The sequence below is a fragment of the Pseudonocardia sp. EV170527-09 genome (genome assembly GCF_008369905.1).
Lineage (GTDB): Bacteria > Actinomycetota > Actinomycetes > Mycobacteriales > Pseudonocardiaceae > Pseudonocardia.
Genome location: NZ_VRMC01000047.1, coordinates 32,920 through 46,984 on the forward strand (window position 1 = coordinate 32,920; position 14,065 = coordinate 46,984).

A 14,065-nucleotide genomic window follows, 5' to 3' on the forward strand; every position below is an offset into this window, starting at 1 on the left:
GGCTGACCGCCGTGCGCACTCGCAGGATCACCGCCGCCCTGCTGATCGTCGGGGCCGTCGCCGTCACCGGGGCCGGCTGCGGCGCCGGACCGAGCCGGGTCGACTCCGCCGCGATCGTCGGCGAGAGGTCGATCCCGCTCGCGACCGTGCAGCCCGCGATCACCTCCGTGCTCACCCGGCCCGGGCTGGTCGACGGTCTGAAGGCCCAGGGCGGGTCCCAGGCCGACATCGGGCGTGCCGTGGTGTCCCAGCTGGTGATCCGCGACCTGATCGGCCTGACCGCCCCGGAGCAGGGCGTCACCGTGACCGACCAGCAGGTCACCGCGGCGATCGCCCGGCAGGGCGGCGAGCAGGCGGTGCAGGAGTCGTCGCTGGCGGTCGGCGGTGTGCAGGCCGCGACCCGGGACGAGCTGACCCTGACCGAGCTGGCCCGGCGCGAGCTGCCGCGGCTGTCGGTGACCGCGGACGTCGCGGTCGCCCAGGACCGGGCCCAGGCCACGACGCTGGCCCGCGAGGTCGCCGCCGGCGGGCAGCGGGCCGAGGCGGCGCTGGCCGGTGCCGGCACCACCCAGCGCGCGCTCGCGATCCGCCCGGCCGAGACCCCGCAGGCCGCGCTCACCCCGCTGATCGGCATCCCGGCCGGCTGGGTCGCGGCGTTCCCGCTGGGCAGCGGCCAGGGCTGGGTCGTGGTCCGGGTGACCGAGCGCGACCTCGGCACCCCCGCCCCGGGCAACGCGGTCGGCCAGCTGGACCAGCGCTCGCTGTCCGAGGCCGGGATCCGGATGCTCACCCCCACCGCGCTGCGCACCGGGGTGCAGCTCAACCCGCGCTACGGGGTGTGGGACCCGATCCAGATGCTCGCCGTGCCAACCGCCGAGGACGCCTCCGTGGTGTTCCCGGTCGCCGCCGGCAACCCGACCCCACCCGCCCCCTGATGGCCGCGACGATCGTCGTCTGTCCCCGTCGCGGGGCCGCACTCCCGGCCGCGGCGCTGCCGGCGCTGCGCTCCGCGACCGAGGTGCTCGCCGTGCCCGGTCTCGACGCCGGTGCCGCAGCCGGGGCCGTCGACTGGACCGGCACCGACCCCGCCGAGCTCGCCGACGGCACGGTGCTGCTCGTGCCGGCGGGCCACCCCGCCGCCGCGCACCCCGGCGCGGTGCCGCCGCCGACCGGACACGCGGTGCTGGACGCCGTCGCGGTGATGGACCGGCTCCGCTCACCCGGCGGCTGCCCGTGGGACGCCGAGCAGACCCACACGTCGCTGCTGCGCTACCTCGTCGAGGAGTGCTACGAGCTGTACCAGTCCATCGAGGACGGTGACCGCACCGAGCTGCGCGAGGAGCTCGGCGACGTCCTGCTGCAGGTGCTGTTCCACGCCCGCGTCGCCACCGAGCACCCCGACGCCCCGTTCGGGATCGACGAGGTCGCGACCGGGCTGGTCGACAAGCTCGTCGGTCGCCACCCGCACGTGTTCGCCGCGGGAGAGCAGGTCGCCACGGCCGCCGACCATGACCGCCGCTGGGACGAGCTCAAGCGCGCCGAGAAGCAGCGCGAGTCCAGTGTCGACGGCGTCGCGACGGTCCAGCCGGCCGTCGCGCTCGCCGCGAAGCTGACCTCCCGCACGGCGAAGGCGGGGCTGCCCGTGGACCTGCTGCCCGCCGGCGACGACGCCGGTGCGGCACTGTTCCGGCTGGCCGCGGCCGCGCAGCTCGGCGGCGGCGACCCGGAGGCCGCGCTGCGCACGGCCGCCCGCGAGTTCGAGGCACGGGTGCGGTCGGCGGAGAAGGCCGCGGCCGCGGACGGGCTCGATCCGCACGCGCTGACCGCGCAGGACTGGCGTCGCTACTGGGCCGGCCCCTGACCCCCTCCCCGATCGGGTGATACCCGTCGGTAACGTGTGAGCGTGCGCACTCAGTCGCTCCTCGCGGCCATCGGCGGCATCGTGGCCCTGATCGTGGTCGTCTCGCTGGCGACCGGCCCGGACTTCGGGCCGTCGCTGCCCCGGACCCCGGTCGACCGGCAGTCCGCCCCGCCCGCGTCCGCGCCGCTGCCCGCGGGTACCGACGTGGTCGCATGGGCCCGGGCCACCGCGGCCGAGGCGGACATCCCCGAACGGACCTTGCAGGCCTACGCGAACGCCGAGCTGCGCCAGCGCGAGCGCACCCCGGCCTGCCGGTTGAGCTGGGCGACGCTGGCCGGGGTCGGCCGGATCGAGTCCGGGCACGCCACCTTCCGCGGCGCCGAGCCCGGCCCGGACGGCCGCGTCGACCCGCCGATCATCGGCATCCCGCTCGACGGCACCGGTGGCACCCGCCGGGTCGCCGACACCGACGGCGGCCGCCTCGACGGCGACCCGGTGCTGGACCGCGCGGTCGGGCCGATGCAGTTCCTGCCCGGGACCTGGGCGCGCTACGGCGCGGACGGCAACGGTGACGGCGTCGCCGACCCCCAGCAGGTCGACGACGCCGCGCTCGCCGCGGCCGGCTACCTGTGCGCGAACGGGCGCGACGTCGCCGAGGCGGGGGACTGGTGGCGCGGGGTGCTCGCCTACAACGCCTCCCGCGAGTACGCCGGCGACGTGTGGGCCGCCGCCGCGGACTACGCGCAGCGCACCGCCGCCCCCGCACCGCCCGCTCCCTGACGGGGCCGGCCCCGTCGGCGCAGGGTCAGGCGAGCAGCGCGCGGCCCCAGTGGTCGTCGCCCTCGGCGAGGCCGGGCGGGACCGCGAACAGCGCCGAGCCGTTGTGCTCCAGGTACTCGCTGAGCGCGTCGGAGCGGGCCAGCCTGCGCTGCATCGGCACGTACTGGCGCTGCGGGTCGCGCACGAACGCGATGAAGAACAGGCCGGCGTCGAGGTGCCCGTGCCCGTCGGAGCCGTCGACGAAGTTGTAGCCGCGCCGCAGGATCCGCGCCCCGCCGTTCTCCTGTTCGGAGGCGAGTCGGATGTGTGCGTCGTCCGGGATGACCGGCCCGGAGGCGTCGGTCGCGGCGAGGTCGGCGGTGTCGAACTCGGCCGTCCCGGTCAGCGGCGCGCCCTCGCCCTTGTCCCGTCCGATGGTGCGCTGCTGGTCGTCGAGGTTGGAGCGGTCCCACACCTCGATGTGCATCCGGATCCGGCGTGCCACCAGGTAGGAGCCGCCGCGAAGCCACTCCGGGCCCTCGCCGCCGACCCACACGTGGCGGTCCAGCAGGTCCGGTTCCTCGGCCTTGAGGTTGTTGGTGCCGTCCTTGAAGCCGAACAGGTTGCGCGGCGTGGCCTGCCCGGTGGACGTCGACGACGTCCGTCCGAACCCCAGCTGCGACCAGCGCACCTCGGTGACGCCGAAGCCCTCGCGGACCAGGTTGCGCACCGCGTGCACGGCGACCTGCGGGTCGTCGGCGCAGGCCTGGATGCACAGGTCCCCGCCGGAGCGGGCCGGGTCGAGCTGGTCGCGCTGGAACCGCGGCAGCGCGGCGAGCCCGGCCGGGCGCCGGTCGGTGATACCGAGCTTGTCGAAGAACCCGGAGCCGACGCCGAAGGTCAGCGTCAGCGACGACGGCGGCAGTCCGAGCGCCTCGCCGGTGTCGGCCGGGGCGGTGTAGCGGTTGCCGGGCAGCGCTCCGCCCTCGGCGGTCTCCCGTCCGGCCGTCATCCGCTCGGCCGATGCCGTCCACCGGGCCAGCAGGTCGCGCACCGCGGCCCGGTCGGTGGTGGTGAGGTCCAGGGCGACGAAGTGCAGCCGGTCCTGGGCGGGGGTCACGATCCCGGCCTGGTGGGCGCCGCGGAAGGCGACGGTCCCGTCGCCCGCCGCGGCGCCGTCGGCGGACAGGCCGTACCCGGCGGCGACGCCCGCCCCGGCCAGGGCCACACCGGCGCCGGTCAGGCCGAACAGTCCCCGCCGGGAGACGTGCAGCGGGCTCATGCGGTGACGGTGCCCGCGACCTTGCTGACCGGCTCGGCCAGCGCGTCGACGGCCGCGGCCATCTTCTTCGTGTCCTCGGGCGTCAGCTGGGTGTAGAGCTTGTAGCCGTCGCCGACGCGGTAGCCCTGCAACAGCGTGTCGACGTCCTCGAAGCGCTGGTCGAGCAGCGGGCCCAGCGCCGGGTCCTTCTGGTCGATCACCGGGCGCAGCGCGGCGACGGCAGCCTGCGAGCCCTCCACGTTGGCCTGGAAGTCCCACAGGTCGGTGTGGGAGTAGCGGTCCTCCTCGCCGGTGATCTTGCCGGTGGCGACCTCGTCGAGCAGGCTCTTGGCGCCGTTGGCGAGCTCGGCCGGGGTGAGCTTCAGGCCGGGGATGCGGCCCTGCAGGTCCTTGGTGTCGGTGACCAGGGTCGCGGCGATCTGCGGGGAGTCGGCCTTCAGGCCGTCGACCCAGAGGTCCTTCTCGAGCCGGTGGAACCCGGTCCAGGCGACACCGGGGTCGCGCTCGTCGTCCTCACGGCCGTCGAGCTTCGGGTCGAGGTCACCGAAGGACTCGGCGATCGGCTCGATCCGCTCGTAGTAGGTGCGGGCGACCGGGAACAGGGTCTTGGCCTTCGCGACGTCACGGGCCGACACGGCGGCGGCGAACTCGGAGGTCGTGGTGACCAGCGCGTCGGACTGGGAGGACACGTAGCGGAGGTAGCCGGCGGTGGCGGCGGCGAGCTCGGCGTTGGTGTCGGTGGCGCGCTGCGCGGAGCCGGTGACGGTGAACGGGGCGCGGATGCCGTCGCCGGACATGCCGGGCTTGCACGCGGTGGTGTAGGTGCCGCCGTCGGGGACCTCGACGATCAGGTCGCGGGACAGGCCGGGGCCGACGTTCTCGACCTCGCCCATGATCCGGTCGCCGGTGGCGTAGAGGTAGAACTCGGTGACCTTGCTGCCGGCGTTGGTGATCCGGAAGGTGACGTTGCCGGCCGGGGCCTGTGTGGTCGACACCTCGCAGGCGGTGTCGGTGGCGTTCACGGTGATCGGGCCCCCGTCGCCGGGTCCCTGCGCCGCCGGGGCGGTCGAGGTGCAGCCGGCCAGCAGGGCGGCGGCGACGGTGAGCGACGCCAGGCCGGCGGCCGTGCGCGTGACGGGGGACATCGTGCGTACTCCTAGAGGGACGGACACCGTGGACGGTGCAGGGTTCAGGCGCCGGTGGCGGCGGGGGTGCGCCGGCGGGCCGGGCGCAGGAACAGCGCCAGGACCACCACGACGTAGAGCGACCAGACGACGGCCTGGAGCACGGTCGTCTGCGGGGAGAAGTTGAAGATCCCCTTGAGGAGCGTGCCGTACCAGGAGTCGGCGGGGACCGCGTCGCCGACGTCGAAGGCCAGGGTGTTCAGGCCGGGCAGGGCCCCGGCCTCCTGCAGGTCGTGGACGCCGTAGGCGAGGATCCCGGCGGCGACGAAGATCAGCAGGAAGCCGGTGACGGTGAAGAACCGCCCCAGGTCGATCTTCAGTGCGCCGCGGTAGATCGCGTACGCCAGCGCGACGGCGACCGCGATGCCGATCAGGAAACCGACCAGCGGCCCGGCGGTCTCACCCGCGGCCTGCGCGGCGGCGAAGAAGAAGATCGCGGTCTCCAGTCCTTCGCGGCCGACGGCGAGCGCCGCCATCACGACGACGGCCCACGGCCCCATCGACACGGCCCGGTCCAGCGCACCCTCGAGCTCGCGGGACAGGGTCCGGCCGTGCGAGCGCATCCAGAAGATCATCCAGGTGACGAAGCCGACCGCGATGATCGAGAGGGAACCGCCGAGCGCCTCCTGCGCCTGGAACGTCAGCGCCTGCTGGGTCAGGGTCAGTCCGAGCGTGACACCGACGCTGACGGCGACGGCGAGCGCGACGCCGGCCCACACCCGGGGCAGCTCGGACCGACGCCCGGTGCGGACCAGGAAGGCCACCAGGATCGCCACGACGAGCGCGGCCTCGAGTCCTTCGCGCAGCCCGATGAGCGCGTTTCCCAGCATGCGACCTCCTGCGGCACGGACACCACGAGCAGTCGCCAGGTGAGGGTGAGCTGCCGGGCGGGAAGGCTAACCTCACCCGATCGAGGACGGAAGTGTCGCGAGGCATTCGCCCCGGAAGATCCGTTTTCGCAGTTCAGGGGCGGTCGGGCGCGAGTGCGATGCGGGCCCGCACCTCACCCAGTGCCTCCTGGTACTCCGGGCGCGGGTCCATCGCCGAGGCGATCTTCAGCTGGGTCTCGGCCTCACCGAGCCTGCCCTGCCGTTGCAGTGTCTTGCCGAGCGCGAACCGCGCGTAGTGGTCGGCCGGATCCATCTCGACGACCCGCACGAACGCGGCCTCGGCCTTCCGCAGCTGCGCCGAGTCCAGGTAGGCGCGGCCGGCGAGCAGGTGCACCGAGGCGTCGCCGGGTTCGTCCGGACCGTGCGCGTCGAGGACGGGACGGAGCGCGTCGAGGGCCTCGAGCGGGCGGTGCCGGGAGAGCAGCCGGTCGGCACGGCGGAACGCGGCGACCGGGTCCTGGTGGTTCGCACGGGGACTGCTCATGGTCACCCCCACGTTAGGTGCGATCCGGGCGGGATGCGAGGCCTTGACAGACCACCGGTGCGGAGCAGGGTGACGCAAGCGTCCCCCGCCGGGGGCCGACCGGTGACTACGCTGACGCACCGGACGACACCCGCGATCAGAACAGGAGTCACGGTGGCGGTCATCGAGCAGGTCGGGGCACGCGAGATCCTCGATTCCCGGGGCAATCCCACGGTGGAGGTCGAGGTCGCGCTGGACGACGGCACGCTGGCGCGTGCCGCGGTCCCGTCGGGCGCCTCGACCGGTGAGCACGAGGCCGTCGAGCTCCGGGACGGCGACAAGAACCGCTACGGCGGCAAGGGCGTCGAGAAGGCCGTCGCGGCCGTCCTCGACGAGATCGGGCCGGAGCTCGTCGGCGTCGAGGCAGTGGACCAGCGACTGGTCGACCAGCGCCTCGTCGACCTCGACGGCACCCCGGACAAGTCGAAGTTCGGCGCGAACGCCCTGCTGGGCGTGTCGCTGGCCGTCGCGAAGGCCGGGGCGGAGTCCTCGGGCCTGGAGCTGTTCCGCTACGTCGGCGGCTCCAACGCGCACGTCCTGCCGGTGCCGATGATGAACATCCTCAACGGTGGTGCGCACGCCGACACCTCCGTCGACGTGCAGGAGTTCATGGTCGCGCCGATCGGTGCGGAGACCTTCCGCGAGGCGCTGCGCTGGGGCGCGGAGGTCTACCACGCGCTCAAGTCGGAGCTGAAGGACAAGGGCCTGTCGACCGGCCTCGGCGACGAGGGCGGCTTCGCCCCCGACGTCAAGGGCGGCACCCGCGGGGCGCTCGACCTGATCGCCGCCGCCGTGCAGCGCGCCGGCTACACGCTGGGCACCGACGTCGTGCTGGCGCTCGACGTCGCCGCGACCGAGTTCCACGAGGGCGGCAAGTACTCCTTCGAGGGCAAGAAGATCACCGCGGACAAGCTGTCCGAGGTGTGGGCCGAGCTGGTGGCCGCCTACCCGCTGGTCTCGATCGAGGACCCGCTGGACGAGAACGACTGGGACGGCTGGGTCGCGCTCACCGAGTCCATCGGGGACAAGGTGCAGCTGGTCGGCGACGACCTGTTCGTCACCAACCCGGAGCGGCTCGAGGACGGCATCGCCCGCGGCGCCGCGAACGCGCTGCTGGTGAAGGTCAACCAGATCGGTACCCTGTCCGAGACCCTCGATGCGGTCACGATGGCGCACAACGCGGGCTACCGCTGCATGATGAGCCACCGTTCCGGGGAGACCGAGGACGTCACCATCGCGGACCTCGCCGTCGCGACCGGCTGCGGCCAGATCAAGACCGGCGCCCCGGCCCGGTCCGAGCGGGTGGCGAAGTACAACCAGCTGCTGCGCATCGAGGAGCTGCTCGGTGACGCCGCCCGCTACAACGGCGAGCTGGCGTTCCCGCGGTACCAGGTGCCCGGCCAGAGCTGAGGCTCCGGTCGTTCCCCCGTCGGTGACGGCGGTGCCGCCCGGATCGTCTGTGGACGGTTCGGCGCGGCACCGTCACCGGTGCCCGATCGGGCGGCATGCTGGACAGGCCGCCACGCAGCGGCACCGATCAGCACTGGCGGGTGAGGGAACCCGGTACGGACGGGAGGGTGCATGGCGGACCGTCGGGGACGTGGACGGGACGCTCGCGCCCGCACGACCGGCACGGGGCGTGGCCGGGCCGCGGCGAAGCCGCGGAGCACGACCGGGCGCTCGGCGCGGGCCCCCGCGTCGACGGGCGGCTCCGGTGCGCGGTCGCGTCCGGCCGGACCCCAGGGCGCCCGGCCCCGCCTCACCCGTGCCCGGTCCCGCGCCGGCGAGGTCGTCGCCCGCACGACCGGCCTGCTGGGCCTGTCGTCGACGAAGCGGGCCGCCATCCTGGCGATCGTGGTCTGCGCACTCGCGCTGACCGTCGCGGTGCCGCTGCACAACTTCGTCGCCCAGCGCCAGGAGCTGTCCGACGTCTCGGACCGGCAGCAGGCGCTGGAGGCCGACGTCGCGCGGCTGTCCGCCGACCGCGCCCGGCTCGCGGACCCGGCCGAGGTCGAGGCCCAGGCCCGGTCCCGGCTCGGGATGGTCCAGCCGGGGGAGACCCCCTACGTCGTGCAGTTCCCGGCCCCGCCGTCGCCGGTCGTCGAGGACGGCCAGGCCGAGCCCGGCGTGCCCTGGTTCCACACCCTGTGGAACGACGTCGTGGGCGACCCGCGACGATGAGGGTGTGAGCAGCACTCGTTCCCGTCCGCCCGGTCTGGAGCCGGGCCCGGTCGCCCGGGCCGACCTCGACGCCGTCGCCGACCAGCTCGGTCGCGCCCCGCGCGGGGTCCTCGCGGTCGCCTACCGCTGCCCCTCCGGGCACCCCGCGGTCGTGCAGACCGCGCCGCGGCTTCCCGACGGCACCCCGTTCCCGACGCTGTACTACCTGACGTGTGCCCGGCTCGCGTCGCGGATCGGGACGCTCGAGGCCGAGGGCCGGATGAAGGAGATGGAGGAACGGCTCGCCGTCGACGACGAGCTGGCCGCCGCCTACCGTCGCGCCCACGAGACCTACCTCGCCGAGCGCGACGCGATCGAACCGCTGTCCACGCACCCCGACGTCACCGCCGGAGGCATGCCGGACCGGGTGAAGTGCCTGCACGTGCACGTCGCGCACGCCCTCGCGGCCGGGTCCGGGGTGAACCCGTTCGGCGACGAGGCGCTCGAGGAGATCGGCGAGTGGTGGCGGTCCGGGCCGCCCTGCCTCTAGCCCGCCTGCCTCCAGCTCTCCTGTCTCTGGTTCCCCGGCGTCGCCCGGTCCAGCAGCACCCCGACGCTGTCCTTGCCCGGCCGGGTACCCGCGGTGCGCAGCGGCCCGTCGGCGTCGAGCCGGGTCGCGAGGAAGACGTCCGCGACGGCCGGCGGGGCGTGGCGGACCAGCAGTGACCCCTGCAGCGCCAGCGCGGCCAGCTCCGCGAGACGGCGGGCCCGCCGTTCCTCCGGCGCGGCCAGCTCGGCGCGCAGCGCGGTGACCGTCGCGTCCAGCCGCGGCTCGGATCCCGCGGCCAGGTCGATCTCGGCGAGCAGCGCCTCGACGGCGTGCGGCTCGCGGGCGATGGCACGCAGGGCGTCGAGCGCGGTGACGTTGCCCGAGCCCTCCCAGATCGAGTTCAGCGGCGCCTCGCGGTAGAGCCGGGGCAGGTCGGACTCCTCGACGTAGCCGTTGCCGCCCAGGCACTCCAACGCCTCGGCGACGACGGTCGAGGCCCGCTTGCACACCAGGTACTTCGACACGGGCAGGGCCAGGCGCAGCAGCGCCGTCTCACCCCGGTCGACGGCACCGGCCAGCCGCAGCGCCAGCACCGTGGCGGCCTCGGTCTCCGCGGCCAGCTCCGCGAGCACCTCCCGCATCAGGGGCGCCTCGGCGAGCCGCGTCCCGAACGCGGACCGGTGCGCGACGTGGTGCGCGGCCTCGGTGACCGCGGCCCGCGAGGTCGCCGCGGAGCCGAGCACGCAGTCGAGCCGGGTCATCGAGACCATCTCGATGATCGTGCGGACGCCCCGGCCCTCGTCGCCGACCCGCCACCCGACCGCGCCGGCGTACTCGATCTCCGACGAGGCGTTGGACCGGTTGCCCAGCTTGTCCTTGAGCCGCTGGAGCCGGATCGCGTTGCGGGTGCCGTCGGGCAGGACCCGGGGCAGGACCAGGCAGGTCAGCCCGCCGGGGGCCTGGGCGAGGGTGAGGAACAGGTCGTTCATCGGGGCGCTGGTGAACCACTTGTGCCCGGTCAGGCGGTAGCTGCCGTCGGGCTGCGGGGTGGCGACCGTGGTGCCCGCGCGGACGTCGGAGCCGCCCTGCTTCTCGGTCATCGACATCCCCGCGAGCAGCCCGTCCTTGTCCGCGGGGACGGCGAGGCCGGGTGCGTAGGTCCGCGCGGTCAGGCCGGGTTCGTAGGCGGCGGCGAGCTCCGGGGCGTGGCGCAGAGCCGGCACCGACGCGTAGGTCATCGAGATCGGGCACAGGTGGCCCTGCTCCACCTGCGAGGTCAGGTAGAAGCCCGCGGCGCGGGTGACGTGCGCGCCGGTGCCGGGTGCCGCGGCCCACGGGGCGGCGGCGAGGCCGTGCTCGACGCTCGTGCGCATCAACGCGTGCCAGGACGGGTGGAAGGCGACCTCGTCGACGCGGTGCCCGGTGCGGTCGTGCGTGCGCAGCTCCGGCTCGTGGGCGTTCGCGGCGCGGGCGTGCTCGCGGTGCTCCGCGGTCCCGACGGCCGCGGCCACCGCCTCCAGCGCCGCCGCGTCCCCGCCTTCCCGCACGAGCGCCTCGACGACGGCCGGGTCCGCGGAGAGCAGGTCGCCGTCCGAACGCGGCGGGACCTGGTTGAGGACCTCGTGGGTGCCGAGGTCCGACACCGGGGCGGAGGTGTGCGTCGTCGCCATTACCGGAGGGTAACCCGGACCGGCGGCTCCACCGAGCGATCGCGACTACGGTGAGGTCCGACGGTCGCCGAGAACAGGGAGTGCCGATGTCGCGGGTCGCCGCCATCGACTGCGGAACCAATTCGATCCGGCTGCTGGTCGCCGACGTCACCGAGGCGTTCGACGGCCAGAAGGAGCTGCGCGACCTGCACCGCGAGATGCGGATCGTGCGGCTCGGCAAGGGCGTCGACGCGACCGGCCGGCTCGACCCGGAGGCGCTGGAGCGGACCCGGGTGGCACTCGTCGACTACGCGGTCGCCGCCCGCCGCAAGGGCGCTGAGCGGGTCCGGATGGTCGCGACGTCGGCGACCCGGGACGCGTCGAACCGCGAGGACTTCTTCGCGATGGTCCGCGACACCCTCGGCGTCGAGGCGGAGATCATCTCCGGCGACGAGGAGGCGCGCCTGTCGTTCGTCGGCGCCGTCGGCGACCTCGACCCCGACGACGGGCCGTTCGTCGTCACCGACGTCGGCGGCGGGTCCACCGAGGTCGTCGTGGGGGAGCTGCGCGACGGGGTCGCCGTGGTGACCGCGGCGAAGTCGGTCGACATGGGGTCGGTGCGGCTGACCGAGCGCTGCCTGCCCTCGGATCCGCCGTCGGAGGCCGAGATCGACTCCGCGCGTGCGGTCGCCGGCGAGGTGCTGGCCGAGGCGTTCGCGTCGGTGCCGGTCGAGACCGCGAGGACCTGGGTCGGGGTGGCCGGGACGATCACCTCGCTCTCCGGGATCGCCCAGGAGCTGCCCGCCTACGACCGCGAGCAGGTGCACGGCTCGACGCTGACCCGTGAGGACCTGCACCGGGTCGCGGACCTGCTGATCCGGTCGTCGCGGTCGGAGCGGGAGAAGCACGGTTCGCTGCACCCGGGCCGCGTCGACGTCATCGGTGCCGGATCGCTGGTCGTGCAGGCCCTCGCCGACGAGCTGCACGCGCGCGCCGGGATCGACCGGGTCGTCGTGTCCGAGCACGACATCCTCGACGGGATCGCGCGATCGATCGCATGAACCTGGCGGTCCTGGACCAGCGGATCTCCGAGTGCCGGGCCTGCCCGCGGCTGGTCGAGTGGCGCGAGAAGGTGGCCCGGGAGAAGCGGGCCGCGTTCCGCGACGAGACCTACTGGGGTCGGCCGGTGCCCGGCTTCGGCCCGCCCGACGCGCGGATGCTGATCGTCGGGCTGGCTCCGGCCGCGCACGGAGCGAACCGGACCGGGCGCATGTTCACCGGCGACCGCAGCGGCGACGTGCTCTACGCCGCGCTGCACGCCGTCGGGCTGGCCTCGCAGCCGACCGCCTCGCACATCGGCGACGGCCTGGAGCTGTACGGGGTCCGGATCACCGCACCCGTGCACTGCGCGCCGCCGGCGAACAAGCCGACCCCCGCCGAACGGGACACCTGCCGCGGCTGGCTGGAACAGGAGCTCGACCTGCTCGCCCCGACGGTCCGATCGATCATGGTGCTCGGCGGCTTCGGGTGGCAGGCGCTGCTGCCGGTGCTCGCCGGGGCGGGGTGGACGGTCCCGCGGCCGGCCCCGAAGTTCGGGCACGGGGCGTCGGTGACGCTGGCCCCCGCCCGCCCCGACCGGGAGCCGCTGGAGCTCTTCGGCTGCTACCACGTGAGCCAGCAGAACACCTTCACCGGACGACTGACCCCGGCCATGGTGGAGCAGGTCCTGGCCGACACCGCATCGGCCGGCGGATTGACGCCGATCCGACGATAAATCGCGTCGCTGCTGGTCGGAGGGCTGCCTCAGTCGGTGGCGAAGCGGTGCAGCCGCATCGCGTCCTGCATGGCCGGGACGTGCCCGGCCGCCGACAGCAGCGGACGCAGCCACACCCGCGGCTCGCGCAGGGACACCTCGTCGTAGATCGAGACGTCGTCGCGCTCGGTCAACGACGGGTGCCGGTGCGCGAACTCGGCGGGATTCCACGACCACCGGAACTCGGTGCCGACCGCGCGGAACGTCGGGGTCCAGCGTGAGGCGCGCACCGTCCACGGGGCGACGGCGTCGAACGCCAGCGTGGCCGCCGGGGTGGCGGCCACGACCCGGTCGACAATGGCGTGCACGGGCTCGGCCGGGAGGTACATGAACAGCCCCTCGGCGACGACGAGCGTCGGCAGCGCCGGGTCGACGGCGGACCACCAGTCGTCGTCGACGACGGAGCCGGAGACCTGCTCGATGCTGTCGGGGAAGTCGTAGAGCCGACGGCGGACGTCCATGACCTCGGGCTGGTCGACGTCGACCCAGCGGCACGTCGACGGCACCCCGACCCGCAACGGCCGGCTGTCGAGCCCGCAGCCCAGGTGCAGGACCTGCCCGGCGGGCTCGGCGGCGAGGAACTCCCGCGTCCAGCCGTCGAGGATCGCGGCGCGGCACACGATGGTCGAGACATCGCCGGTGAACTGCCAGAGACCGTGGACGTCGTGCTCGATGCGGTCCCAGACGGGCTCCGCCCACGGGTCGCCGAGGATCGGGCGGCGGGACCGGGCATCCAGGCGTCGCATGTAGAGGGTCATCAGCAGGGTCGCCGCGGCGCCCCGGAGGTCGACCTTCTCGGTGCTCGGCATGAGTCCTTCCCGCCCTGGCTACGCTGTCGCGGCGCCCCCGTAGCCCAACGGCAGAGGCAGGCCCCTTAAAAGGGTCACCGGTGTGGGTTCGACTCCCACCGGGGGCACCTATTCCGACCGTGATTTTACGCCCCTGACCAGCGTTTTCGCCTGTCGAGGCCGCGAGATGGGTGGGTTGCGTCCAGGGACGTGGTGTACGACGTCGTCGCTGATCAACGGCGTGGCGTCGGGATATGAGACGGCCACCGCGTGATCCTTCGAGTGCTTAGAGTTCTCGAGGGAGGAGACTCGATGGCCGCGTCAGACAGTGTGAACGATGTGGCGGGCTGGGTGAACGACCGGCTCGCTGATGCAAGCCCGGATCTGCTCCGGGCGATGATCAAACAGTTCGCCGAGACGCTCATGGCGGCCGAGGCCGACGCGATGTGCGGCGCCGGCTATCGGGAACGCAGCGCCGAGCGGGTCAACTCCCGCAACGGCTACCGGGCCCGGGACTGGGACACCCGCGCCGGCAGCGTGGAGCTGGCGATCCCCAAACTCCGCACCGGTTCCTACTTTCCCGACTGGCTGCTCGAGCGCCGGCGC

Annotated in this window: 15 protein-coding genes and 1 tRNA gene; 10 read left to right on the forward strand and 6 right to left on the reverse strand. The window is 74.0% G+C overall.

The annotated features are described in order from the left end of the window. Nucleotides 1-11: 11 nt before the first annotated feature. Genes FVA95_RS16085 through FVA95_RS16095 form a run of 3 tightly spaced genes read left to right on the forward strand, consistent with a single transcriptional unit; the run spans nt 12 to nt 2,641 of the window. Nucleotides 12-935: a peptidylprolyl isomerase gene (locus FVA95_RS16085; RefSeq protein ID WP_161992328.1), complete on the forward strand. Its 924-nt coding sequence runs from the start codon at nt 12-14 to the stop codon at nt 933-935. Then, the gene (locus tag FVA95_RS16090) at nt 935-1,861 is read left to right on the forward strand and encodes a MazG family protein (RefSeq protein ID WP_149664960.1); all 927 of its coding nucleotides are present in this window, start codon (nt 935-937) and stop codon (nt 1,859-1,861) included. Before FVA95_RS16085 ends, FVA95_RS16090 begins: the two co-directional genes overlap by 1 nt. Nucleotides 1,862-1,903: 42 nt before the next feature. Beyond that, nucleotides 1,904-2,641 (forward strand): lytic transglycosylase domain-containing protein, encoded by a 738-nt coding sequence (locus tag FVA95_RS16095; RefSeq protein ID WP_240051538.1) that lies wholly within the window; start codon nt 1,904-1,906, stop codon nt 2,639-2,641. Nucleotides 2,642-2,666: 25 nt separating this feature from the next. Here FVA95_RS16095 and efeB read toward each other — a convergent pair whose 3' ends face one another. From efeB to FVA95_RS16115, 4 genes are all read right to left on the reverse strand, one after another. Continuing rightward, entirely contained in the window at nt 2,667-3,902 is a 1,236-nt protein-coding gene (gene efeB, locus FVA95_RS16100; protein WP_149664962.1) for an iron uptake transporter deferrochelatase/peroxidase subunit, read from the reverse strand. Further along, on the reverse strand, nt 3,899-5,047 hold the full coding sequence (gene efeO, locus FVA95_RS16105) for an iron uptake system protein EfeO (protein ID WP_149664963.1): 1,149 nt from the start codon (nt 5,045-5,047) through the stop codon (nt 3,899-3,901). Before efeO ends, efeB begins: the two co-directional genes overlap by 4 nt. A gap of 44 nt (nt 5,048-5,091) precedes the next feature. Beyond that, on the reverse strand, nt 5,092-5,916 hold the full coding sequence (efeU, locus tag FVA95_RS16110) for an iron uptake transporter permease EfeU (protein ID WP_149664964.1): 825 nt from the start codon (nt 5,914-5,916) through the stop codon (nt 5,092-5,094). Between the two features lie 133 nt (nt 5,917-6,049). Next, entirely contained in the window at nt 6,050-6,460 is a 411-nt protein-coding gene (locus tag FVA95_RS16115) for a tetratricopeptide repeat protein (protein ID WP_043279643.1), read from the reverse strand. A gap of 153 nt (nt 6,461-6,613) precedes the next feature. Between FVA95_RS16115 and eno the strand changes: the two genes are divergently transcribed. From eno to FVA95_RS16130, 3 genes are all read left to right on the forward strand, one after another. After that, the gene (gene eno / locus FVA95_RS16120) at nt 6,614-7,909 is read left to right on the forward strand and encodes a phosphopyruvate hydratase (protein WP_020625110.1); all 1,296 of its coding nucleotides are present in this window, start codon (nt 6,614-6,616) and stop codon (nt 7,907-7,909) included. A gap of 171 nt (nt 7,910-8,080) precedes the next feature. Then, nucleotides 8,081-8,680, forward strand: coding sequence for a septum formation initiator family protein (locus FVA95_RS16125; protein WP_149664965.1), 600 nt, complete (start codon nt 8,081-8,083; stop codon nt 8,678-8,680). Between the two features lie 4 nt (nt 8,681-8,684). Further along, nucleotides 8,685-9,209 (forward strand): DUF501 domain-containing protein, encoded by a 525-nt coding sequence (locus FVA95_RS16130; RefSeq protein WP_205015876.1) that lies wholly within the window; start codon nt 8,685-8,687, stop codon nt 9,207-9,209. Here the strand turns inward: FVA95_RS16130 and FVA95_RS16135 are convergent. Then, the gene (locus FVA95_RS16135; protein ID WP_149664966.1) at nt 9,206-10,879 is read right to left on the reverse strand and encodes an acyl-CoA dehydrogenase family protein; all 1,674 of its coding nucleotides are present in this window, start codon (nt 10,877-10,879) and stop codon (nt 9,206-9,208) included. The two genes, FVA95_RS16130 and FVA95_RS16135, sit on opposite strands and share 4 nt — an antisense overlap. Before the next feature lie 86 nt (nt 10,880-10,965). Here FVA95_RS16135 and FVA95_RS16140 point away from each other — a divergent pair, with 86 nt between their 5' ends. Continuing rightward, entirely contained in the window at nt 10,966-11,919 is a 954-nt protein-coding gene (locus FVA95_RS16140; protein WP_149664967.1) for a Ppx/GppA phosphatase family protein, read from the forward strand. After that, nucleotides 11,916-12,632, forward strand: a complete 717-nt coding sequence (locus tag FVA95_RS16145; protein WP_149664968.1) for a uracil-DNA glycosylase — start codon at nt 11,916-11,918, stop codon at nt 12,630-12,632. Before FVA95_RS16140 ends, FVA95_RS16145 begins: the two co-directional genes overlap by 4 nt. Before the next feature lie 29 nt (nt 12,633-12,661). On the opposite strand, the gene FVA95_RS16150 is transcribed toward FVA95_RS16145, so the two are convergent. After that, the gene (locus FVA95_RS16150) at nt 12,662-13,480 is read right to left on the reverse strand and encodes a class I SAM-dependent methyltransferase (RefSeq protein ID WP_149664969.1); all 819 of its coding nucleotides are present in this window, start codon (nt 13,478-13,480) and stop codon (nt 12,662-12,664) included. A gap of 33 nt (nt 13,481-13,513) precedes the next feature. Here FVA95_RS16150 and FVA95_RS16155 point away from each other — a divergent pair. Both FVA95_RS16155 and FVA95_RS16160 read left to right on the forward strand, forming a co-directional pair. Then, nucleotides 13,514-13,587, forward strand: a tRNA-Leu gene (locus FVA95_RS16155). Nucleotides 13,588-13,771: 184 nt separating this feature from the next. Further along, a partial coding sequence (locus tag FVA95_RS16160; RefSeq protein ID WP_193564365.1) for a transposase occupies nt 13,772-14,065 on the forward strand: 294 nt, incomplete at its 3' end.

What these genes read in the sequence shown, in the direction of transcription:
- FVA95_RS16140 (WP_149664967.1), top strand. Translation starts at nt 10,966, where the DNA reads ATGTCGCGGGTCGCCGCCATCGACTGCGGAACCAATTCGATCCGGCTG.
- efeB (WP_149664962.1), bottom strand. Translation starts at nt 3,902, where the DNA reads ATGAGCCCGCTGCACGTCTCCCGGCGGGGACTGTTCGGCCTGACCGGC.
- FVA95_RS16145 (WP_149664968.1), top strand. Translation starts at nt 11,916, where the DNA reads ATGAACCTGGCGGTCCTGGACCAGCGGATCTCCGAGTGCCGGGCCTGC.
- FVA95_RS16150 (WP_149664969.1), bottom strand. Translation starts at nt 13,480, where the DNA reads ATGCCGAGCACCGAGAAGGTCGACCTCCGGGGCGCCGCGGCGACCCTG.
- efeO (WP_149664963.1), bottom strand. Translation starts at nt 5,047, where the DNA reads ATGTCCCCCGTCACGCGCACGGCCGCCGGCCTGGCGTCGCTCACCGTC.
- FVA95_RS16115 (WP_043279643.1), bottom strand. Translation starts at nt 6,460, where the DNA reads ATGAGCAGTCCCCGTGCGAACCACCAGGACCCGGTCGCCGCGTTCCGC.
- FVA95_RS16135 (WP_149664966.1), bottom strand. Translation starts at nt 10,879, where the DNA reads ATGGCGACGACGCACACCTCCGCCCCGGTGTCGGACCTCGGCACCCAC.
- efeU (WP_149664964.1), bottom strand. Translation starts at nt 5,916, where the DNA reads ATGCTGGGAAACGCGCTCATCGGGCTGCGCGAAGGACTCGAGGCCGCG.
- FVA95_RS16090 (WP_149664960.1), top strand. Translation starts at nt 935, where the DNA reads ATGGCCGCGACGATCGTCGTCTGTCCCCGTCGCGGGGCCGCACTCCCG.
- FVA95_RS16125 (WP_149664965.1), top strand. Translation starts at nt 8,081, where the DNA reads ATGGCGGACCGTCGGGGACGTGGACGGGACGCTCGCGCCCGCACGACC.